Source organism: Leptospira johnsonii, from assembly GCF_003112675.1.
In the GTDB taxonomy this organism is placed as follows: domain Bacteria; phylum Spirochaetota; class Leptospiria; order Leptospirales; family Leptospiraceae; genus Leptospira_B; species Leptospira_B johnsonii.
Map to the genome: position 1 here is coordinate 912,490 of NZ_BFAY01000011.1, position 23,389 is coordinate 935,878.

The following is a 23,389-nucleotide window of genomic DNA, read 5'->3' on the forward strand; positions in this document are numbered from 1 at the left end:
ATATAAGACCCGGTTCAAAAATTCATTTTAGGATTTTTAAAACTTCTGATCATCCATTGTACACTCTTTCAAAAAACATAACTATCCATCTACCAAGCACGTCTAACTCCTCGTATTCGATTGAGAACGAATCTTAATTTTTTTATTGGATTCGTTCTATTTAAAATCCAGAAGAATGAATTGAAATCGATCTTTATCATAACTGAACATCGGTCTAATATTCATTTTTTATAACTTTCTTTTTAGTGTGAGAAGGTATAATGTATTTGGTGTAATTGACGAATTACATATCCTTAGGAATTTTGGATAAAGATGGGAACTATAAATAAAAAAAATATACTAGAGATGTTCTCCCGTTATTCAGTCTGGGTTCTTCCTTCAGTAATACTAATTTCAGACATCATTATCAGAGACGAGATATTACCAACATTCAAACCCTTGCAGTGGGCGTTTTATTCTCTCTCATTTATCTATTCCGTAATTTTATATTCTGCGGCGATCATTCTCCTCAGAATTTTATACCAACAAAAATCCAAGATAGCATACTACATCGTATTCTTTCTGATCTTGTCTTTTTATACCGGAACATTATTAGGTTCTTACGGATACTATGCGTATACCGGCATTATGCCTAATTTCTTTGTGTTCTCTTTCATATTCCACGAACCTTTAAACAGTTGGACAATCGTAGAAGGAGGGTTTACCAAATCCGCTTTGGTTTTCGGGCTTCTCGCCTTTACTGTTTTAGGTGCTTCTCTTTGGTTCACTGCGACCAAGGAACCTTTAAAATACAGATTCCAAACTCCGGTACGGATCGGAGTAGTGATCGTATTTTTAGCGATCAGCGGCTTCTTACATAATAATACCAGATTTAACGACCAAGTATATGTTTCAGATACGAATACGCTCGCGTTCGTTTGGAGGAACTTATACAATCACCTAACGGGAGATAGTTTAGGATCCGCAGGCTTGCAATCCAGGAACAAGCCTAGACTTCCTCAGATCGCTTCCAATCCAGGGTTCAATGTTCTATTCGTAGTAACAGAAAGTTTGAGAAAGGGAAGTTTGGGAGTATATGGTTACGAAAGGAACACTACTCCTTTCATGTCTAAATTCGCACAAACAGCGGACCGAAGCCAATACTTCTTATTCAAAAAGGCTTATTCAAATTCCAGTTCTACTCTTCTATCTTTTCCAAGTATATTGACCGGGGTTTCTCCTTCTCAACCAGTTCCGATGACACATACGTATCCATTGTTCTGGGAGTATGGAAAATCCGCGGGGCTCTCTACTTTCTATATCACTAGCCATAATCTGCAGTGGAACAACTTCGAAGGATTTTTCAAAAACTCAGGGATCGATTTCCTTTGGGATAAAGAAAGAAGCGGTTTAAAAGTATTCAACGATATCGGGATCGACGATAGAGAAACAGTAAAAGAATTCAAAAGACATCTTTCCGGATTTAAAACCTCAGGCAAAAGATTCGCTGGAGTTTTGCACTTCAACACGAATCACTTTCCATACATTGTGCCGGAAGAATCAAAATTTTTCGCTGTGGATTCGGTGCCTGACCAGTACGATAACTCTGTCCGACACATGGACAGCCTTCTGGAAGATGTATACGCTTATCTGCAAAAAGAAGGTTTCTTAGAAAATACTGTAGTGATCTTCACATCGGATCATGGAGAGTCTCTTTTCGAGCATGATTACCTAGGACATATAGATAGCAACTATGTAGAGACTGTTGCCATCCCTATGTTGGTCTATATCCCGAATTCTCTAAAAGAATCCGTTAACCTACAAGCGATCAGAAGAAACACTGAAAAACCGGTAGCAAATACGGATCTGATCCCGACCTTCCTAGATATTTTAAATGTGGAAAATAGTCCTACGATCAAAAAGTATTCTGCAAATCTGGAAGGCAAATCCTTGCTCAGAGATATTTATGGAGACCGTAGGATCATCATCACCAATAATAACGAGATCTCTTTGTATAAAGTTGGGATCAGTTATATCAAGGGAAATTACCATTATATAATGAATATGAACTCTAATCCTTCCAAAGAACGTCTATTCGATCTTTCTAAAGATCCGAAAGAGTTAAAAGATCTTTGGGCGGAAGCAAGTGAAGAGAATAAGATCCACTTTAGAGAAGTAGTAAAAGACTGCGGAGTTTGTGTGGAATTATTCTCGTCCCAAGGTTTACAATACCAGACTTCGGAAGAAGATCTGGAAACTGCGGAACTAAAAAGAAATTCCTCTAAGCCTGCAACGTTCTGATCAAACTCTAGATCTTTCAGAAGAGGGTTTAAATTCTTTCCAGAACTTATCTAGTTCTTCTTTGTTTTCCGGTTTAGTATGCCAACGTCTATGTAACCAGAAATAATCTCCTGGATGTTTATAGACTTCTTCTTCCAAACGTTTTACCCATTTATGAGTGAATTCTCTCTCCCATAGTTCCGGGTCCTTTCTAGGGTCCAGATCCGGTCTTTCGAATTCTTCTACATAAAAATATAATTTTCCTGTTTGATCGTACCAGCTACTGCAGAATAAGATCGGCACATCGGTCATTCTGGAGAATGTTGCGGGTCCTAAGAATGTAGAGGCCAAGTTCCCTAAAAATGGAAAGAAGGACCCCGTCTTACCTGCGTCCTGGTCCGAAATAAATGCGACTAATTTTCCCTGCTTGAGCAGAGTTAAGGCCTTTCTAGGACTTTCGTCCGTATAGACCAACTTGATCCGTTGAGAAGCTCTGTTCTTTTCAATCCAAGCGTTGGACCAGGGATTACTTTGCCTTTTTGCAAATACATATAGATCGTTTTTAGGAGCGGTATAACAAATGGCAACACCCATCGTTTCCCAATTTCCTAAATGACCTAAAACCAAGATCCCACCTTTCTCAAAAAGGCGAGTATGAGTTTCTTTATTCGGTAAGAAGGTCACCCATTTATCTATGAATTTTCTGTTCATTCTAGGTTCTTCACAGAACTCATTTGCCATATGGGAAAGATTTCTAAGATTATGAAGGATGTACTCTTGTATCTCAGATTCCGACTTTTGAGGAAATGTTGTCCGTATATGTCTTTCGATCCTTTTTCTAGTCGCGCCTGTCGTTTTGGCCAGGAATCGAATGATATAGAATAGGATCTTTCCCCTAAGAATATAAGGGAAAATAGACAGAGTGCCCACCAATATTCTCGCGAAAAGGTACTGCAGGAATTTTTTGACTTTTTGTCTCTCGCTTCTAGGTTTAGGATTCGCCATTACTATAATCCAGTGTATAAAAACAGTTCCGAAGATCTCTCGACCTAGTCCAAATTTTAGGATCTTCTCTGAATCTAAAAAGAAAAAAAACGAATCGATTGAATACTTAAAAAGAAAAAGAAACCATGGTCGGGTCTAATTTCTCAGGACTTTTTCCGACAGAATAAAAAGGACGATGTATGCCCTTCCAATTTTTAACAAATAAAGTCGCAAGACCTCAAAGATTCTCAAGGATCTTATCTTTAGTTCTGTTCTCATCTATACTCTTAATCTCGAGCGGAAACGGATTTTCCGCTCCTAAAGCCGACCCAAAAGAAACCCAAGGCAAGAGTTTTAAATTTCCCCAAGACCATTTTTTCCATAAAGGATACAGAGTAGAATGGTGCTATTTCATTGGCATCTTGGATACCGAAGAAGGTAAAGAATTAGGATATGAGTTAAGCTTCTTCCGAGCTTACCTTGGGCCTAAAGTTGCATTATATCCAGTCCACTTTGCAATCTCCGATCTTGAAGATGAAAAACATAAGATCTCTCAAACCATCGAAAGAGAATTAGGCGGAGTCGCCGGCCAAGACAAAAGCAACCTGTGGAGTGGGGATTATCGTATGGAAGTCACAGGCCCTGCGGACTTTAGGATCTCTGCTTTCCCTAGAACCGACTCCGGCTTCGGTTTGGAATTAGAACTTAGCACCAAATCAAAAAATATTCTTACTCACGGCAAAAACGGAAAATCACTTAAGAGCAGAAAGAACCCTAAATTTTTCTCCCATTATTACAGCATTCCTCGTTTGGAAACCAAGGGCTCTCTTTATCTGGAGGGAAAAGAATATCATGTCAAATCCGGTACAAGTTGGATGGACCATGAATGGAGCAGTCCAGAAGGTACCGAGGCTGCTTTCGATCTTTCCTCCAAGGATATTTCCTGGGATTGGATCTGTATCCAAATGGAAGACGGTTCCGATATTATGGCCTTCAATTTTAAAAATAGATCGGGAGATATTGAAACCTTCGGGACTTTCCGTTCTCCAGAGGGAAAGGTAATATCTTTAGAGAATGAGAATGATCTGAAATTTGTTCCGGAAGATAAGACCTGGAAAAGCGACCTAACGGGGAATTCCTACAAATTACGATGGAAATTAATTTCCGAACGATTTAATTTGAATATCTCGCCTAGATTCGAGGAGCAGGAGTTCGACGCAAGATCTAGCACCGGACTAATTTATTGGGAAGGCGCAGTCAAAGTCGGCGGAGATATCGAAGGGAAATCCGTAAAAGGAAAAGGTTACCTGGAACTAAAACCTTTCCGTTAATGCCGATCCCGGCCGGAGAAAAAACCTTTATCCCTGGCAAACGGTATGGAAAATTGTTCGATGCCCGAAACTAGCTGCGAGTTATAACGGACTTTAATCCGAATGAGAAATTATTTTGTAAAAAGGATCTTTCTGATCGTTCCCACCATCCTTGGGATCACTTTCCTAGTATTTATTTTATCCCACCTAGCTCCGGGCGGACCTTTAGAAAGAGAGATCGCAAAATTAAGAGGATACGGCAACGAAGACGGCGCCAGATCTTCTTTGATCAATAACGAAGAAATTGAGATCCTAAAACAAAAACTACGTTTGGACAAACCACTTCCGGTCGCTTATTTGTACTGGTTATGGGATGTGGCGAGTTTGGACCTGGGAGAATCCAGATTACATTCTCGCCCTGTTAACGAATTGATCTTCGAAAAGATCCCCGTATCCCTCACATTCGGTCTTTCCGGATTTTTACTTTCTTATCTGATCTGTATTCCATTAGGAATTCGTAAAGCAATTCAAAGTGGTCAGGCATTCGATAGCGGGACGAGTATCATCATTCTAATCGCGTATTCTATTCCGGTATTTGCGCTTTCGATGTTATTATTATACCTTCTCTCTTCAGGAGAAGTGTTTTCCGTATTTCCTCTAGGACACGAATATTCAGACAATTACGATGATCTAGACTTTTTTGAGAAGATCATAGATAGAGCCGAGCATATGTTCTTGCCAGTGCTATGTTATGTTTCCGGGTCTTTTGCAATGCTCACTCTTTTGATGAAAAACTCTCTCTTGGACCAGATCTCTAAAGAGTACGTTAGAACTGCAATCTCCAAAGGTTTATCTTTTAAAGATGCAATTTACAAACATGCATTTAGGAACAGTTTGATCCCGATCGCAACAGGATTCGGTTCCAATCTAAGTTTGGTTTTAGCGGGATCCTTGATTATCGAGTTGGTATTCAGTATAGATGGGATCGGATTACTCAGTTTTCAAGCAGTCACAGAAAGAGATACCAATCTGATGATGGGGCTTCTACTGATCCAAAGTTTTCTCTCCCTGATCGGGAACATTCTCTCGGATCTTTGTTATATTATCATCGACCCTAGGATCAATTTCGAAGCATGAACTCTCTATTCAAAAGAAGATTCGAAAAATTCAGATCCAATACAAAGGCATGGATCTCTCTTTGGATATTGGGAATCTCCTATATCGTTTCCTTATTCGCACCTATACTGTCAAATAACCAGCCTTGGATCGTTTCCTACGATGATTCTTGGAAATTTCCGATCTTCGTCCGTTATACTCAAAAGGACTTCGGTGGATCGGAATATTCTCCCGTGAATTACAAAAAACTAAAATTGAGAGAAGACTTCGAAGACGACGACGATAACTGGATCTTATTCCCTCCGGTTCCTTACGGATACAACGAAGACAATTTAGAGACAATCGAAGACGATGAAAATCCACCTTCTTCTCCTAGCCTAAAACACTGGCTCGGAACGGACGATAGAGGAAGGGATGTCTTCACTCGGATCTTTTATGCGTACAGAAATTCCATGAGTTTCGGACTGATCCTAGTATTTATAGAATTTATTTTCGGAACGATTGTAGGCGGGATCCAAGGATATTACGGAAGAAGAACGGATATCATCCTGCAAAGGATCATTGAAATTTTATCCGCAATCCCTTTCTTATATTTGATCCTAATCATGGGTTCTTTTTTCGGAAGAGGATTTATAGTATTAGGGATTACTTACTCCGCATTGAGTTGGATCGGGATCAGTATGTACATGCGAGGGGAATTTTACAGATCTAAATCTCTTACTTACGTGGATGCGGCAAAAGCGTTAGGCGCTAGCTCTTGGAGTATCATGAAAAATCATATTCTACCGAATGCGATCACTCCGCTTGTGACCTTCTTACCATTTGCACTCATCAGCTCTATCTCTATATTAAGCGCCTTGGACTTTTTAGGTTATGGAATTCCTGCACCGAATCCTTCTTGGGGAGAAATGATCAGCCAAGGAAGGGACAATCTCAGAGCTTGGTGGTTGATCGCTTTTCCTTCTTTGTCATTAGCGGCCACCATCCTCCTTTCTTCTTTTATAGGAGAAGGCATACGTGATTCTTTTGATTCTAAGGAGAAGGTAACGTACGAATGAATTCGGAAACTATTCTCCAAGTATCTAACTTAATTTTAGAACTTTCAAAAGAAGGAAAGTTCGTGCCATTATTAGAAGAGATCAACTTTGAGATCCGTAAAGGAGAAGTTCTCGCACTCGTAGGAGAGTCCGGTTGCGGAAAATCGGTCTGCTCTGCAGCGATCACAAAATTACTTCCTCGTGAGTCTTTTAGATACGCGAATGGAAAGGTTCTATTCCAAGGAACGGACCTTCTTCAAACGGACTCAGAAACTTTAAGAAAGATCCGAGGAAAAAAAATCTCATACGTATTCCAAGAACCCTTCTCAGCTTTAGATCCTTTGAGTAAAATAAAAGACCAAATGACAGAAGGATTTTTAGAACACGGACTCGGAACCCGTAAAGAAGCGGAAGATAAGGCCGAATATCTTCTTGGAGCGGTAGGAATTACCGACATAAAGTTAAGGATGAATTGTTATCCTCATCAGTTAAGCGGCGGGATCTTACAAAGGGTCGGGATCGGAATGGCATTGATGTGCGATCCAGAGCTTTTAATCGCAGATGAACCAACTTCCGCTTTGGATGTTACAGTCCAGGCCCAGTTGGTGGAACTCCTACTGAAATTGAAAGAAAAGATGAACTTATCCGTATTATTCATCTCTCACGATTTCGGTTTGGTCAGCCATATTGCGGACCGGATCTGCGTATTATATGCTGGAAGGATCGCTGAACTCGGAACAGTGGACCAAATTTTGGACCAACCAAATCACCCTTATACAAAAGATCTTTTGGATTCTTTGCCTTCTCATTTTTTCCAAACTGGGGTTTTTAAACCGATAGAAGGGAGATTACCTTCTCCAGGAAGTTATCCTAAGGGCTGCCATTATTCGGACAGATGCGATTTTGTATTTTCTCACTGTAGGACAGCAAAACCTACATTAGAAAATATGAATGGGTCAGGGCATTTCTCCGCATGCTTCTTAAATGAGAAAAAGGAGCTTGCGGGATGAACCTTTTAGAGATCAAAGATCTGAACGTAAGCTACGGAAAAGAAACCTTTTTCGGCGAAAGAAAATCCGTAATCAAAGCTGTAGAAGATGTAAACCTAGTAATGGAAGACGGGGAAACATTTAGCCTAGTGGGTGAATCCGGTTGCGGAAAATCTACATTGGGCAGGGCGATACTCAGACTTCTTAAATCAGATTCAGGCTCCATATTTTTCAAAGGAAAAGAGATCCTAGGGTTAAAAGAAAAAGAATTTTTACCTCTCAGAAAACAGATCCAGATCGTATTCCAAGATCCTTATTCTTCCTTAAATCCAAGAAGGAATATTAAAGATATCTTAACCGAAGGACTTTATATCCACGGGAATTACACGGAGGAGCAAGCCGAAGAGGAAGCTTCGGACATCTTGGAAAAAGTGGGGCTCCCTCCGGATATCCTAAACAGATATCCTCATGAATTTTCCGGAGGACAGAGACAAAGGATTGCGATCGCAAGAGCTTTGATCTTAAAACCGGAATTTATACTCTTTGATGAAGCCGTCTCCGCTTTGGACGTTTCCAACCAGGCTCAGGTACTTCTTCTATTACAAAAATTGAAAGCAGATTTCGGGCTTTCTTATTTGTTCATATCTCATGATCTGGGAATCGTAAAATCCATTTCGGATAAGATCGCAGTCATGTATTTGGGAAAGATCGTAGAGATAGGCACCAAATCCCAGATCGCAGAAAAACCTTCTCATCCTTATACGAAGGCTTTATTCGGAGCAATATTCGAAGTAGAAAATCGCAAGACCCGAAAAACCCCTCTGCAAGGAGAGGTGCCTAGTATATTAAAAAAACCGAACGGTTGTCATTTCCATACTCGTTGTCCTATTGCAAAAGACATCTGTTCCGAAACAACTCCGGAATGGAAGGATCTAGGCGAAGGCCATAAGTCCTACTGCCATTTTCCGGACGGAAAATAAAATGCGCTCCTGGGACGTGATCAATCGGTATTTAGAAGAGAATAAGATCCGCTATATTTCCGCACTCGGGTTTTTCGTATTATTATTCGTACTGATCGTTTACATCCCTTTCGTTCAAAGAAAGGACGTATATAAAGAATTCATATTAGACCGACTGAGAAGTTCCACCGACCTAGATATTAAAGTAGCAGATTCGGATCTATACCTTCTGCCTTTTCCGGGAATAGAACTAAATCAAATCGAAATCAGAAAAGACAATGTACTGATCGCAGTCAGCGACAAAGTAGATATTGATATTTCCTGGTTCGGTTTGATCAAAAGAATGATTGAGATCCGGGACATTTCCATCAACGGAGGATCCCTTCATTTGGAAAGAAGAAAGGATGGGTCTTTTGATATAGTAGAGTATTTGAATGGAAAGAAGAAAGAAGCGGAACAGAAGAGTAACGTAAAAGAACTTCTGGACGACGTAAATTCCAGGATTGGATTCTCTACCGAAGATTTTTTGGCTATTAGTCTGAAAAATATAGAAATAGATAATTTCACATTAGAATATAACGAACAGAGCCACGATAGAAAATACATAGTATATTTCAAAAAGTCTCAGATCTCCGTTTCTTTTTACGGAAAGGACGTGGATCTTTTATTCCAGGGAACAATAGACGACCAACCTATCGATCTAGAAATGACAGGTGGCTTGCAAAACTTTCCTGTGAATTGGGAAAAATTACAATTCAGTGCAGTCCTAAAAACGGAAGAACTTTCACTTTCTCTACTCAGAGATCTATTCCACATATTCCCAGCTGGGGACTTCTCCAAAACAAAACTTTCCGGAAGAACAGAAGTAGTAAAGGAAGAAGGTACCATTTTTAAATTCAAGATCCGGAACCAAATTAAGGATCTTGCATATAAAGGAGGGCTCCCTTTCGGAAATATCAGATTGAATGTTGACTTCGATCTGGACTTGATCAACAAAAAGGTAGCTTTTCCTTTTATAGAAACAGTTTGGGAAGGAGTAGCAAAAGCTACTGCAAAAGGGAGTGTGAACTGGAAGAACAGAAGTTTAGGTCAGTTCGATATCAAAGCGGATTATGGGGACTATCATAATCTTTTAAAACTCGGAAAACTATTCCAAGTCAGAGAGGATCTTTTCGATCCGAATTCTCCTCCGGGTATCTTCTATTTTACAGGAGAATTGAATAATATTTTTGCATTCAAACATAGATTCGCCCATATAAAAATGGAAGCGAAGTATGTGGATCCGCTTCTTTCCATCCCTAACTTCCATGCGTATATCTATAACGGAGAAATATTAGGAAAAGCTAAAATATATCCGGATATACCTAAGATAGAAGTGGAGGGAGACGCCCATCGACTTCAGGTAGATAAGGTACTTCTTCCTTATTTATCCGAAAAAATTATGGAAGGTGAACTTTCCAGCTGGTTCTCCTTTGAAACGCAGATCAGAAATCATTCTAGGGATTCCGTGAAGGAACTTTTTGCCAACATGAAAGGGATCGGGAATATCACGATCAAGAACGGAGAGCTAGTCGGTTACGCAAACTTCATGGTCCCGGTCTTGAACACCTTAGGTAAAATTATCGCATTCAAGGGTGTGGATGGAAGAGAGTTAAAATTTATCTCCCTTAAATCCGATGTAAAAATCGGAGGCAACGAGATGTACTTCCCCAACATGAAACTGGAAATCGAGAACAGCGGAATGGACGTTGATGGAAAGGGTACTGTCGGCTTTGATCAAAAAATCGATATGAGACTCCATCTTCGCTTAGGTGGAAAGTATATCGGTAAAGGTTTACATATCCCGATTATCTATGCGGGAACATTTGGAAAAAGTATTCCTTATGTGGATCCAATTTGGCTCGGCAGTGTGTATACCGGTATGACGTTACTAGGACCTTATCTTATCCCTTTGGGCGGACCTTACGCAGGTGGTGTCGCTGGGTCAGTAATAGGAGAGTATGTCCGAGACCTTTGGGATGGCGTTACCGGTCTATTCGGTGGAAGCAGTTCCGACTCGGACAAAAAACAAAAAGATAAATAATTAATACTCTTTTCTTTCCAATTCTTCCTTAGTTGGAAACACCAAATTCTGATTCATCAATTCGTGGCTAAGATTCAAAAACGCTCTCGCCTTATTGAAATGTGAATCACAGATCTTAGGTTGAGTATCACAAAGACTCACTTCTTCCCTCGGACCTTTTGCAGAATATTTTAAGTTACGATTTCCATCCACGAAATGAATGTAAAATAGATCCGACTCGATCCAACCGATCAAATTTCCGTAAGCAAAGTACGCGGACTCTGTCTTTTTAGGAGCCAGCAAATTTCTTCCCATAGCGGAAAAGTACGCCTCCTTGCCGACAAGGCCCAAGATCGTAGGGATCACGTCCAATTGGGAAGCATCTCTATCGTCGATCGCAGGTAATATTCTCCCGGGAGAATATATTAAAAACGGAATATTTCTATCTTCATAATAGTCCAAATAACGATGGTGAGTATGATCCGCCACGAAAACAAAGATCGTATTATCGAAGTATTTTGATTTTTCGGCACGGTCCATAAAGTCTCGGACTGCCCAATCCGCATAATGATACACGTTTAGATATTCAAAGTCTCTCTCGTCCTCATTAAAGATCCTGAACTTAGGATCGGGAGCACGATACGGATAATGTGTAGATAAAGTAAGAGAAACTCCCAAAAAAGGCTTTTTGGATTCTGAAATTTTTTCATGCAGCACTTGAAGCACATCTGCATCATCATAACCCCAGGCTCCGATCTTAAATCTGTTCAGTTTAGCGATCTCTTTTTCGCCCAGCACAGAATCGAATCCCCAATGAGGCATTAAAGTTGCTTTATTATCAAAACTTAAATCTCCGCCGGTCACAAAGAATGTATCGTAACCCAATCCTTTGAAGATATTTCCTATCCCGGAAAAATTTCCCAATACTTGGTGGGTCCGAACCACAGTCAATCCAGGTCGATCCGGTAAACCGGTCAGGATGGACATCATACCATTAGTAGTCCTTCCCCCTGATGCAAAAAATCGAGTATAAAATCTCCCTTTTCTTAAAAGCTTATTAAAATTAGGAGTGAGCTCTTTTCCGAAAACCTTTCCATCGCTGATCGGATCTATAAATTTTCCGGTCCAGTTTTCCAGAAGTATCAAAACTATATTCGGAGGTTTTCCGTTATTGGTTTGTTTCTGTTTTCTTAATAGAGGATATTTTTTCCCTATAAATTCGGCACCTTCATAGGAGATCTCTTCTCTAACAATACGGACGGATTCCTTGGTTTCCAACTTCAGATAATTCGGAATGGACTGACTTTTCAAATCCATGATAGAAGTGAATACGCCATTCAACGCAATATTATTCACAAAAGAATGTCCTGAAACAATCGCATTACTCGCTCTTAGAGGAGTTTCTTGAACTCCTCCTCGGATCGCAAAAACGACCAGAACCAAAACGACGAAGGAAAGGATAGAGTCCCTTTTCCAAGATTCCGGTTCGTGTTTATATGGATTGAATCTTAAGAAAAGATAAGTAGATAATGGCAAAAATACCAAAATCAAAAGAGAAGCAACTACAGCCAGTAAAGGGTTCTGTTCAAAGGCGGATTTTAAGATCACACCCATATCCTTTCCTATAAATACAAAACCCTCGTATCCTATGTGTTTGTTCGCATTCTCAAAATAAACTATATCAGCGATCAAATGAGAAAGCATCCAGACGCTGATCAAGATCGGAAAGTATCCCCAGAAAAAATTGAAAAACTTAAAACGATTTAAATAAGGAAGACAGGAAAGAAAAGCGAACGGTCCCAAGATCATTCCGATTACAGAAATATCGAACCTAAGCCCTACCAAGACCGCCCACAAAATATCCTTGGTTTCTGCACCTTCCAATCTATAGGAATACACCCAAAGAAAAGCTGCTTTATAAAAAATTAGAATGAGAACAAAGTAGATGGCGTATCCGCCGATCAATTTAAGATTGCTTGGTAAACGTTTCATCTTTTCCAATAGATTAGAATTTTAGAGAGCCTGTCGGGCAAGACAAAAAAGAGAGATGTCTGTTACCAATCGAAGTCAAATTTTAATCCAGATCCAAACCTTCTAATCTCAAAACTTCCAAAGCGTTGCTGGATTGGACTATACCTGATCTTATCTTAAAATCGAAAGTCATTTTGCCGTTCTCAATTTCTTCTCTAAAATGAAACAAAGAAAGCTCTGGTAAATCGGCTAATTCCAGATCATGAGTGGTAATGATCCCGAATACTCCATACTGTCTTAACTTTTTCAAGATCCCTTTGCAGGCAATTGTTCTCTCTCTGGAATTTGTGCCTTTTAAGATCTCATCTAATAGAACTAATCTGCCCTTTTGAGAATTCTTAATATCTTGTAATATCCTTCCCAAGCGTCTTACTTCCGCGTAGAAGAAAGAGATCCCTTCCTCTACCGAATCTTCGTTTCGGATACTAGAATGTACTTCTAAGATAGGAGTGATAAATTCGGAAGCGGGTACTGGTCCCCCTGCCATCGCAAAAATTCCGGAAATTCCCAACGCTCTTAAGTAAGTGGTTTTCCCAGACATATTCGATCCGGTTAAAAGAAGAAGTTTCCCTTGTTGCATAGGCTCCAGATCATTTGCTACCCTTTTGTCGGAAGGGATCAGAGGATGAACAAGATCCTTTGCATAGATCGTTGCATTCGATTTTTCTAATCTAGGAAATGTAAATCCGGGCTCTATCCAACTCAAATTCGCAAGCGGAAGCAAAGAATCCAACTCAGCAAGGTCAGACATGGATATCTTCAAGGAGGCTCCGTCCTGATCCCACCAAGATGTATACCTTCTCCAGATCCAAAGATCGAAGAAAAATAAAATATTCAGTAAGGCGTGAGCGAGAGGAGACTGAGTATAAGCCGCCAAATTGGAAATTTTAAGGAATTGTTTCCAAGAGTTTTTTAGTTCCTTCTTCTTCCAATTGGAAAGAAAGACTTCTCCTTTCGTTCCGGAAAGATTGGAAGAACGGATATAGAGCAGAAGTTTTCCTAACTCCTCCAACGTTTCAGAATCTTCTGCAATGGGTTGTAACATTTTTAAGGATCTATTTCTATAAGATCCGAAAAATGCAGAATGAAGAATGAAAATCCCAAATCCCCAGGTTTGCCCGAATAGAAAACTTCCTAATACTAAAAGCCAAACGAGAACTAACCAAATAGGAAATAAAACTCTAAGCGCTCCTGCTACTTTTCCAAAAGAAAATTTCCAAAAATCATTTGGCGCTTCTTCGAATAGATTAAACGGAAAATTAGTCTTATTCTTTTCGGAACGTTCCGGTTGTAAATTACCGATCTTAGGAATATAAGAAGGAAGTTTTTCTTCCTCTCCTTCTCTTCTTGCCGGAAAAGAAGCCTCATACAATCTAAATTGCCTGAGTAACTTTTGGAGCACTCTTGCTTTTTTTGAAAGGCCAATTACTGCGGTTTGTCTTGGGATTACTTTCGATTCTTCATGAGTCTCTAAAAAGTATTCTAAAAATCTGGAAGTTCCCTTTTGGATAATAGTGGTGTCTATCCTAGAAAAAATCCCCTTCTCACCTAAAAAATCCAGATCCTTGGTCCAAGAAGGAAGTCCAGTCTCTAATACCAGATTTTTATAATATTCTCTCTTGGACTTTGGATAATGTTTTCCATCCAATTGGATCCTAGAGATCTGAGCCGTTAGAAAATCGGTCCAGATATTTAACCTTCTGATCTTCTCCCTTCTTTTTTGGTAGGCAGACAATAAACGATAGAATACTGCTAAGATAAGAATCGAAGGCAAATAATATAGATCGGAAACTGTACGTAAAAGATATACTCCGACGATCCAAGCGATAAAGAATAAGAAGGAAAGTATCCTGAAAGTGGATAATAAGGAAAGTGTGGATTCTTCCTTTTGGATGATCCTGCCAAGGCGGGAAATTTCGGATCCAAGTCGACGGACCCTATCAAGGGGGTTCATACCGCTATAGTAACGTTCTCGTAGTTTTCGGTCTCTCTTTTGTATATTTCATGGTCTAAAAGACGAACCAAGGAACCGACGTCTTGCATCAACCATCTGGAGACCATTTTGCCCCTATCGCGGCCCAAAAATTTGTCCACGTAGACGTAACCGAATAGATCCGTTCCGTACTCGTATACGACGAATCTCCCCGATCTTTTGCCGGTCCTATTTTCCAGACGGATCTGCATTTTAACCGAATTTACTCCGTACTTTCTTTTCGTACAAGAAAAAAAATATCTCAAGTATTTTCGCAAAGTCCCGAAGTACAGTTTGGGAGAAAGCTTCCTTTCCAAGGATGGAAACCCGGAACTTTCTCCCTTTTTTCCCGAATGGGGTCGCACGGAGGCGATTTATGATATATCCCGAAATGGATCCGGATCTACGGAGTTCCTTCGCAAAAATCGGAAAAACCTTTGCAAACCTTACAAACGATACCGCTTTACCAGAGTTCGGTCTTAAAGCGGGAAATTTGTTGGATAGAAAACAAATGAAAATCCTAGTCGAAATTCGCAAAAGAAGGATCAATTCCAAACAATGGAATAGTTTCCAAAAAGATTAAAACCCAAACCAGGAACAAAAAAAGCCCCTCGATCTCTCGAGAGGCTTCCTGAAACCTAAATATTCTAGTTTCTTAATATTTGGTTTTGGTAGAAGGAAGTTTCACATTCAGGATAATATCCACTTCCGTTACTTCTCCCTCTCTCACCTTAATATCCGCATTATTCAAGTTCAGATCTTCCGCAAAGGTAGCCTTGATCTCATACTCTCCCGGTTTCAGGTTCGTAAACCAGAAGTTACCGTTTTGATCAGTATTCAATTTTTGGATACCTGTCACGCTTGTAATCGTAGGCATGAAGATCGGTTGGTTGATCACAGGATTATCCAAGGTTCTGTAGAATACTTTTCCTCGGATCGCTCCGTAACCTGTCATAGAAGTTACCACTTCCAGATCGTTTCTCTTGTTAGGAAGAACTGCCTGGGTCTTTTGGACTTCTGGGTAATCATCCGCTTGGATGGTTACCTTATGAACTCCGGCAGGTACACCTTTAACGGTTAAAGTATAAGTCGCACCTGGGGTCAATTTCCCCATTCTTTTGACCGCTCCCCAATAATTAGAAGATTCGGTTGTGATCGTCTTATCCACTTCCTTATCGTCGATGAGTACTCTGATCGAACGATTCCCCACTCTCTTCTTACCGGAAGTCAAACGGATCTCAGGTGGAAGATCGGACACCGCATAAGCTCTGTCTTGGATAATAGTGGTTTTGATCACCAGATCACCTTTCAGATTTGTAGGAACAACTGGAGGTTCTTCGTTAGTGACGACAGGAGTTTCGGGCTCAGGTTTAGGAGGTTGTACATCCGGAACTGGAGTTGGATTTACAGGAGGTTTAACAGGCTCCACAGGTTTTGGAGGTTCTGGCTTTTTTTCTCCAGCCAAAAAGATACCCGACGCGTTACCCGAAATCTGAGGCACTTGTTCGTGATCATACTTTTTAGCCATATTAACTGTTTCGTCTTTAGAAGCGAAGAATGCTTCGAGCGCAGTGATCACGTTGTCCTGATTTAAGTCTCCGCTAGAAAGAGCTTTTCCGAAATTATAAGTGAAGATCCCGTGATTGATTGTTCCGCCGACTTCGATCGCAGTTTGGTTATCATCCGCACTGGAAATGATAGCCTTATCTTGGAAGAAGAAGTCCTGAGAGTCTTGTTTAACTGTTCCATCACTTCCTTCTGGAATTGGAACATTCGCAGAACCTCTGGTTGCTTTTCCTTTTTTAGCGATCCCTCCAGAGAAGCAGCAGTCGAAAACGAAAACTGTCTTAGGGGATTTGATACCTTCTAGATAATCGTTCAATTCATCGTCGGAAAGGTGAGGCCTATCATAACAGATGATCAGGTTTCTCATTCCGTTCTTTGCTTTTTCATCTCTTTGAAAAGCGCCGTGACCGGAGAAATAAAGAAATACAGTATCATCCGCTTTTGCTTTGGAAGCAAGAGCCTTAATTTCTTTCTGGATATTGTCTTTGGTTACATCTTTACCCAAAACAATTTTGATCTCGTCGAATTTTCCTACACGTTTGATCTCATCGTGTAGATATTTGGCATCCGCCTCACAAAGATTTAACTCAGGAATTCCGGCTTTGTTTCCTTTATAGTTGGATCCGAAGATAAGGCCTAACCTTTTCTGTGCGAACACATCTGTGGAAAACAAAAAGAGGGAAATTCCGATTATGGAAATTAAGGATTTCAATCAGAGCCTCCTGGCTTGGGTGTCTCAAAATAGCAAAAAGCTAGGCTTTGTCATTATTTTTTTGCCCTAAGGATAGATACCTTCTTAGAGCAAGCGCCGGACTTAAGACCTGGGATTTTCCGATTTTTTTTCCAAACTTAGGTAGATTTTAGGCTCTCCGGCAAGAAATTTCCAAATTATGTTCCTGTGGGTCTTAGATTCAATTTGAAACGATCTAAAATTTTCTTAATCCTTAGAGATTCCACTACTAGATTCCGACTGAAATCGATAAAATCGGCATCATATTTTTGTCTAAAATACGCGAGGTATTTAGTACGTATGGTACGAAAGATTCTTTTTTATTTGATGGTTGTATTTTATCTCTTAGCCGGGTCTGCACATTTTATTATCCCAGAATTTTATTACGGAATGATGCCTCCCTATATACCCTATCATTATGAGGTGAATATACTTGCAGGAGTCACCGAAATCTTACTCGCTCTTGCGTTACTTCCCTCATCCACAAGAGTGTCTGCTGCCTGGGGAATTATCATACTCTTAATCGCAGTTTTCCCTGCAAATATACAAATGAGTTTGAACGCTTACGAATCGAAAGATCCTAAATTTCTCTTAACATTGATTCGACTTCCGTTCCAAATATTATTCCTATCTTGGGCATGGATGTTTACGAAAAAGGATTCTGTTTAAATAAATCACAAAGATCGTTAAAAATAAAAAAGGCCGGAATATTCCGGCCTTTTGCATCCAAGTATTTTAGGATTTTATTATTTACTCAGCCATTTCATCATGCCGCGTAATTTTTTACCTACGGACTCGATCGGGTGACCGGCATTTTTCTCTCTCATCTTATTGAACTCAGGGTAACCAGCTTTGGTTTCCGCAATCCAAGCTTTTGCGAATTTAGAACCGTTCGCTTTTTGGATATCATTCAGAACATCTTTCATGCGAGCTTTAACGCCGGCATCGATGATACGAGGTCCGGAAACATAGTCTCCGTATTCTGCGGTTCCTGAAATGGAATAACGCATACGAGCCAATCCACCTTCGTAGATCAGGTCGGTAATGAGTTTAACTTCGTGTAAACACTCAAAGTAAGCGATCTCAGGATCGTAACCCGCTTCGGTAAGAGTTTCGAATCCTGCCATGATCAAGTTGGAAAGACCGCCACAAAGAACTACTTGCTCTCCGAAAAGATCCGTTTCTGTCTCTTCTCTGAAAGAAGTCTCTAGGATCCCTGCTCTTCCTCCACCTACTCCAGCTGCGTGAGCAAGCGCCCTTTGTTTTGCTGTTCCAGTTGCATCTTGGTTTACAGCGATCAAACAAGGAACCCCACCGCCTTCTACATATACTCTACGAACCAAGTGTCCTGGTCCTTTTGGAGCTACCATGTAAACGTCTACGGTTTTAGGAGGTTGGATGAATTCGAAATGGATATTGAATCCATGAGAGAAAACTAATGCGTCTCCGTCTTTCAGGTTCGGCTCGATATCCGCTTTATAGATATCAGCTTGGATCTCGTCCGGAGCTAGGATTTGGATAATGTCCGCCTTTTTAGCGGCCTCAGCAACGGAGAATACTTCAAAACCAGCTTCTTCCGCTTCTTTTTTGGATTTGGATCCTTCTTTCAGACCGATGATAACTTTCAGCCCGGAATCTTTCATGTTCTGAGCTTGTGCGTGACCTTGGCTTCCGTATCCGATTACGGCGATGGTCTTTCCTTTTAATACGGAAAGATCCGTATCTTTATCGTAGTATAAATTAGCCATTGTGGTACCTCGAATTCTACCTTTTACCTTTATTTACCCTGCGATTTGGAATGAGACTTAATGCCAAAGGCTTGGTCTCGAATTTTAGGAGTTCCTGAGTATGGCAGGCGCATTGAAAACGGAAGTTGAACCGATTTCTAAAGGTCGTTTTTACAAAACATTGTGAAATGGCCCATTCCACAATCTAAATTTGTTTCAGTAGCCCTTCGATTTCAAGAGTTCGTCCAACTTTCTGACTCCTGGGTTCTCTCCGTCTATGGACTCTGCTGCTTCTAGAATAGAACGTGCCTCTTCGAAACGACCTAATAGTCTATAATTGTCCGCAAGATTGATCAGGTTCGCAAGACGATGAGGTTGGGAACTACGAACCTTCTCCGCAGCTTGGCTCGACTTTGCATATTCTTTCAAATGTTTATAACATACGGAAAGTAAGAACCAAACATTCGGGGAATCGGAATCCAACTCTAAATATTTTTCAAACCAACGAGAAGAAGGATCATACTCCTTTCGATCATAATACACTTGTCCCAATAATCTCGCGGCAGCTTTGAAAGAAGGGACAGAATGTAACGCTTCTTCCAATAATACTACTGCGGTGCCGATCTCTCTTTGTTGTAATAATGCCTTGGCCTCGGTGTATTTTCTTAATACAGATTCCGGGATACTAGTTTTAGATTCTGTAATATTCGGAGAAAGTTTTTCATGAAATCCGATGCGTATCAACGAGAGATCGTCGGACAATGCACCCAAACTATGGATACGATCCACTAAACGATCCAGATCTCCTTTGGAGTCCTCGACCGTTTTGAGAAACATATTCTCGTCGGAGTTCATGATCCAATTCGTTCCGTCTTCGGTTAGATTAATATCGTCTCTTCCATCCGAACCTATGTAAAGAATATCCCCCGGCTTTAGATCGAATTCCAAAATTCTAAAGCTCATTTCGGAAGGAGAACCTAGTTTACGTAAAGTTAATTCTTTTTCTAGGAAAGAGGCTTTTCCGTCCCGAAGAAGTACTGCCCAAGGATGTTCCGCGTTAAAATAGTACATCTTTCCGGTTCTTTCGTTGATTAGCCCGAGTACTGCAGAAGCCATCATTACTCCGTCGAACGTCCTGAAAATATCATCTAACTCTCGGTACGCTTCTCTCACCCAATCTTCCGGAGAAATATTCAGGACTTTTCCCTGGCTCGCGGATCTTGCCATGATATTATTCATAGCTGTTCCGAGCACGATGGCGCCTCCTGCTCCTTGCATAGATTTTCCCATCGCGTCTCCGTTTAAGAACACGGACCACCTTTCTTTTTCAGAGCCAAACAAAAGATTCCCGCTAATACAAATATCCCCTCCGATTTCGGATTCTTTATTTTTAAAAACGAATTTTTTCTTTTGTTCGATATAGAAGTTAGTAGTAACCAACGAAGAACGATTCCAATTCGTCATCAAAGGTTTGCTTAAAAGAGAAGTTAGAAAATAATCCCCATCTTGCTGCACCTTAAGTGAATGGATCTCTTCCATTTTCTCGGTAACTTCTTTTGTGCGGGCATCCACCTTTTCTTCCAAGGTGTCTGCATATTCTTCTAACTTGGTTCTTCCTTCTAAAATACTTCCCACCATCTTATTAAAAGATTCGGAAAGATAACCTATCTCATCTTGTACAAGTACCGGAATGCGTATCGTAAGATTTCCTAAATTTACCTCCCCCACTCCTTGGATCAATGTGTTCAAAGGACGCACTAAGCTTCGGTTGAAGAAGAATGGGAACAAAACTAAGATCACGAATACAAGAGAGAGAGTTAAGAACACCAGCCAACTATTCGTTTCATCCAAAAACTTTCGGTAATGCAGATAAGGAAAAGCTATAAGGAGAGTTCTTTCCCCTATCTCGTCCCGTAGATAATAAGAATAAAACAGATCATTAGGAGAAGGTACGTAATCCGCCGAACTTATTTTAGGAATATTCGTAGTCGGAGTTCTTTTGAGAAAATTTCCTGCCTTTCTATTTTCTAAAATTTCTTTTTGGGCCAGAATCAGATTCGGCTCTATTCCTGTGGATTTTATCAAAATCTTGGGTTTGTTAGAAGAATCTCCCAAAGAAACAGCATATGCAATCGAAGAACCCTCAGATTTTCCAGTGTTTAAAAATGTTTGGGCTTCCTTAATACTGATCTCATCAAATAAGGACTCATTTTTTAGGTTCACTACTGTAGAAAATGCCTGAGCAAAAACTAAACAAGTCGCCACTGTAATCCCAATAATCTTGGTCATAAATGAAGTCTTATCAACCGTATTATTAATAAATAATATAGTTAGAGTAAAATACCCCAAGATCATAAAACCAACATAAAGCTGCTGGAATGTATTGAAGGTGATAACCCCTTCGCGTAGCAGTAAATTGGAAACGACAGGAACCGTATAAGTTATGTCCATTCCTATCGACATTTGTACTAGTGCCTTTCTCTCATCCTTATCTGCACGGATAATTTTTCTGACCTGGATAAAGATCATCACTAAAAGGAATGCAAGTAGCGATGCCGCGAGAAGATTCCCCACCTTTTGTTGATAATTATATATTTGTCCCTTAAAATCAAATATGGGTTTATTTGTAAAAATTTGAAGGTAGGAATAAGAGATCGTGATCAAAGAAATTCCGAGCAAAATTCCGATCACATACTTTGTTTCTTTCGAACGATCGTTTCTGGGATATAAATATGCGAAAATACAAAGAAAGATAGTACCAAATACCGCTGCCGGACCCGTAACAAGTCTATGATACGAAGCTGTCGGATAAGGAAATATCGCAGATATAAAGAATCCGAAATTGATCAGAAAAACGAAGAAGAAAAGAAGAGAGAACGCGCTTGTATAGTTCGCCTTCTTCTTTAACGCGGCTAAAAAAGCGAAGATGATAAAAGTAAAAATGGAACAGATGAGCGTAGAGATCGCCCATGAGTTAAAATAAATCATGGAGCGACTTTTCTAATCTCTAGTGTTTAGAATTCAAGATATTTCTATATAAACTAGTTCGGAAATTTTATCGAAAGGACGACTAACCTTTCGAAGCCAATGTTTGAGCTTCAGTTTCCAAAATTTTGATGGTTTCCGCCAACATTTCACTCTTTCTTAACAAAGAATCCATAGAACTCTGTAAAGAAGATACAGAAGTCATGATCGCATTTGCTCCTAACGACTGTTCTTTAGAGGCTGTCTCAATATCAGAAGATAAATTTCTTAAAACTGAAAGACTGTTCAAAAAACGTTCGTTCACTATTTTCTGTTCGCTCAATAATTGGTTTAGTTGTTTAAAACTGTCTAAAAAGTTTGTGAACAAAGTATCCTGTTCTTTCACTTTTTCATTCGCAGTGTGAGCAGATTTTTGTCCGTCTTGGACATACTTTGTACTTTCGTTAATAATTTTAGAGATACGATCCGCATTCTCGGAACTACTTTCCGCCAGTTTAGAAACCTCTGTCGCGACAACTGCAAATCCTCTTCCTGCGGCCCCAGCTCTCGCTGCTTCGATAGATGCATTCAAGGAAAGAAGGTTCGTTCTATCCGCAACATCTGACATGATCTGGTTCACTTCTCCCACAGAGCGGAAGGAACTTCCTAATGATTCCAAAGAAGTTCTGAGACCATCAACGAATTCGCTTACCGCTTTTCCTGCATCCAAGACTATATCCATATTACGATTCAGATCGCTAGAATGTCCCGAGATCCGATCGATCAAAGTATTGAGATTTCTACTTTCTCCCAATAGACCTTCGATCTTTGTAAATTGGTCTTTTACAGTTTCTGCAGATTGTTCTGTCTGGGCCAAAAATTCTTCCATGGTAGAACTGATCTCTTCGAAAGAAGCAGCATGATTGCTTATTACTTCCGAAAAATCGTCCGAGAAATCTTTCAGTTTTTTGGAATTCTCTCTCAAAGAAACGGCGGATTCGGTCATTCTGATCCGACCACTTTCGAGATCCTCTTTAGATTTTTCGATGGCTTGGGATTTTTCTTCTTCTATACTCTTTAACTGTAGAAAGATCCTAATTACCGCAACTACAATGAATGCAGTAGTCATTAAGAATAGCATCTTGGTGATTTGTTCCGACATAGCTGCATAACCGGGAGTAATTGAAACGATACTATCTTCCGTAAAAATAACTCCAGTATTAGCAGCATTCACGGTTACTAAACTTTGGCAAAGGATAGTTAAAAATCCGATCAAGTATACAAATCGAGGCGAGAGTAGAAGGCCTGCATACACGATATAAATAACATTAATCGTGTAGAGCACAACTTGTTTGATAATATTCGAAGCTAGTTTAGGATCCTCCATGGTCGCGCCGATCATGACCAAACAAAGAACGATCACATCCGCTACTATAAAAACTTTTCCTAAAAAAGGAGATACTCCACTCCCAAATCTATTTTTAAGGAAGGAGTAGATGACATACATCACCATGATAGAAGTACCAATAATATAGAGCGAGTTTTGGAATAGGGTACTTCTTTGATACCCCATTGCGATAGAGGCAAAGTAAAGTAATGTCAGTCCGAATCGGATTCGATTGATCGTGACCGGACCTTGAGCGAGAATTTTTTCCGTTTCGGAATGTGTTGCCATATTAGAAA

17 protein-coding genes are annotated in these 23,389 nt (G+C 40.1%); 9 read left to right on the forward strand and 8 right to left on the reverse strand.

Annotation, left to right across the window (positions count from 1 at the left end; all coding sequences use genetic code 11):
- The first annotated feature begins 312 nt into the window (after nucleotides 1-312).
- Nucleotides 313-2,280: a phosphoethanolamine transferase gene (locus tag LPTSP_RS13195; protein WP_108929177.1), complete on the forward strand. Its 1,968-nt coding sequence runs from the start codon at nucleotides 313-315 to the stop codon at nucleotides 2,278-2,280.
- Here the strand turns inward: LPTSP_RS13195 and LPTSP_RS13200 are convergent, their stop codons facing one another.
- A complete protein-coding gene (locus tag LPTSP_RS13200) occupies nucleotides 2,281-3,264 on the reverse strand; it encodes a lysophospholipid acyltransferase family protein (protein WP_108929178.1) in 984 nt (327 codons plus the stop codon).
- A gap of 179 nt (nucleotides 3,265-3,443) precedes the next feature.
- Between LPTSP_RS13200 and LPTSP_RS13205 the strand changes: the two genes are divergently transcribed.
- The 6 genes from LPTSP_RS13205 to LPTSP_RS13230 all read left to right on the forward strand — a co-directional run bounded on the left by LPTSP_RS13205 (nucleotide 3,444) and on the right by LPTSP_RS13230 (nucleotide 10,737).
- Complete coding sequence (locus LPTSP_RS13205; RefSeq protein WP_108929179.1) at nucleotides 3,444-4,574, forward strand: lipocalin-like domain-containing protein; 1,131 nt, start codon at nucleotides 3,444-3,446, stop codon at nucleotides 4,572-4,574.
- A 102-nt stretch (nucleotides 4,575-4,676) separates the two neighbouring features.
- A complete protein-coding gene (locus LPTSP_RS13210) occupies nucleotides 4,677-5,690 on the forward strand; it encodes an ABC transporter permease subunit (RefSeq protein ID WP_108929180.1) in 1,014 nt (337 codons plus the stop codon).
- Entirely contained in the window at nucleotides 5,687-6,727 is a 1,041-nt protein-coding gene (locus LPTSP_RS13215) for an ABC transporter permease subunit (protein WP_108929181.1), read from the forward strand. Before LPTSP_RS13210 ends, LPTSP_RS13215 begins: the two co-directional genes overlap by 4 nt.
- Nucleotides 6,724-7,716, forward strand: coding sequence for an ABC transporter ATP-binding protein (locus LPTSP_RS13220; protein ID WP_108929182.1), 993 nt, complete (start codon nucleotides 6,724-6,726; stop codon nucleotides 7,714-7,716). Before LPTSP_RS13215 ends, LPTSP_RS13220 begins: the two co-directional genes overlap by 4 nt.
- Nucleotides 7,713-8,675: an ABC transporter ATP-binding protein gene (locus LPTSP_RS13225; RefSeq protein WP_108929183.1), complete on the forward strand. Its 963-nt coding sequence runs from the start codon at nucleotides 7,713-7,715 to the stop codon at nucleotides 8,673-8,675. The genes LPTSP_RS13220 and LPTSP_RS13225 overlap by 4 nt, the downstream gene beginning before the upstream one ends.
- A 1-nt stretch (nucleotide 8,676) precedes the next feature.
- Nucleotides 8,677-10,737, forward strand: coding sequence for an AsmA family protein (locus LPTSP_RS13230; RefSeq protein WP_108929184.1), 2,061 nt, complete (start codon nucleotides 8,677-8,679; stop codon nucleotides 10,735-10,737).
- Here the strand turns inward: LPTSP_RS13230 and LPTSP_RS13235 are convergent, their stop codons facing one another.
- The 3 genes from LPTSP_RS13235 to LPTSP_RS13245 all read right to left on the reverse strand — a co-directional run bounded on the left by LPTSP_RS13235 (nucleotide 10,738) and on the right by LPTSP_RS13245 (nucleotide 14,931).
- On the reverse strand, nucleotides 10,738-12,708 hold the full coding sequence (locus LPTSP_RS13235) for an LTA synthase family protein (protein ID WP_108929185.1): 1,971 nt from the start codon (nucleotides 12,706-12,708) through the stop codon (nucleotides 10,738-10,740). It lies immediately after the preceding gene.
- 82 nt (nucleotides 12,709-12,790) lie between these two features.
- Nucleotides 12,791-14,701 (reverse strand): MutS family DNA mismatch repair protein, encoded by a 1,911-nt coding sequence (locus LPTSP_RS13240; protein WP_108929186.1) that lies wholly within the window; start codon nucleotides 14,699-14,701, stop codon nucleotides 12,791-12,793.
- Nucleotides 14,698-14,931 (reverse strand): hypothetical protein, encoded by a 234-nt coding sequence (locus LPTSP_RS13245; RefSeq protein WP_020769226.1) that lies wholly within the window; start codon nucleotides 14,929-14,931, stop codon nucleotides 14,698-14,700. Before LPTSP_RS13245 ends, LPTSP_RS13240 begins: the two co-directional genes overlap by 4 nt.
- Nucleotides 14,932-15,095: 164 nt before the next feature.
- On the opposite strand from LPTSP_RS13245, the gene LPTSP_RS13250 reads away from it, so the two are divergent.
- A complete protein-coding gene (locus LPTSP_RS13250) occupies nucleotides 15,096-15,302 on the forward strand; it encodes a hypothetical protein (protein ID WP_020769014.1) in 207 nt (68 codons plus the stop codon).
- A 72-nt stretch (nucleotides 15,303-15,374) separates the two neighbouring features.
- On the opposite strand, the gene LPTSP_RS13255 is transcribed toward LPTSP_RS13250, so the two are convergent.
- Complete coding sequence (locus LPTSP_RS13255) at nucleotides 15,375-16,997, reverse strand: caspase family protein (protein ID WP_108929187.1); 1,623 nt, start codon at nucleotides 16,995-16,997, stop codon at nucleotides 15,375-15,377.
- Between the two features lie 318 nt (nucleotides 16,998-17,315).
- Here LPTSP_RS13255 and LPTSP_RS13260 point away from each other — a divergent pair, with 318 nt between their 5' ends.
- Complete coding sequence (locus LPTSP_RS13260; RefSeq protein ID WP_245915569.1) at nucleotides 17,316-17,684, forward strand: DoxX family protein; 369 nt, start codon at nucleotides 17,316-17,318, stop codon at nucleotides 17,682-17,684.
- Nucleotides 17,685-17,761: 77 nt separating this feature from the next.
- On the opposite strand, the gene ilvC is transcribed toward LPTSP_RS13260, so the two are convergent.
- The 3 genes from ilvC to LPTSP_RS13275 form a co-directional block, all read right to left on the reverse strand.
- On the reverse strand, nucleotides 17,762-18,763 hold the full coding sequence (gene ilvC / locus LPTSP_RS13265) for a ketol-acid reductoisomerase (RefSeq protein ID WP_108929189.1): 1,002 nt from the start codon (nucleotides 18,761-18,763) through the stop codon (nucleotides 17,762-17,764).
- A 195-nt stretch (nucleotides 18,764-18,958) separates the two neighbouring features.
- Nucleotides 18,959-21,730 carry a SpoIIE family protein phosphatase gene (locus LPTSP_RS13270; RefSeq protein WP_108929190.1) on the reverse strand — a complete coding sequence of 924 codons (2,772 nt, stop codon included), beginning with the start codon at nucleotides 21,728-21,730 and terminating at the stop codon, nucleotides 18,959-18,961.
- An 82-nt stretch (nucleotides 21,731-21,812) separates the two neighbouring features.
- Nucleotides 21,813-23,381, reverse strand: a complete 1,569-nt coding sequence (locus LPTSP_RS13275) for a methyl-accepting chemotaxis protein (protein ID WP_108929191.1) — start codon at nucleotides 23,379-23,381, stop codon at nucleotides 21,813-21,815.
- Nucleotides 23,382-23,389 lie beyond the last annotated feature (8 nt).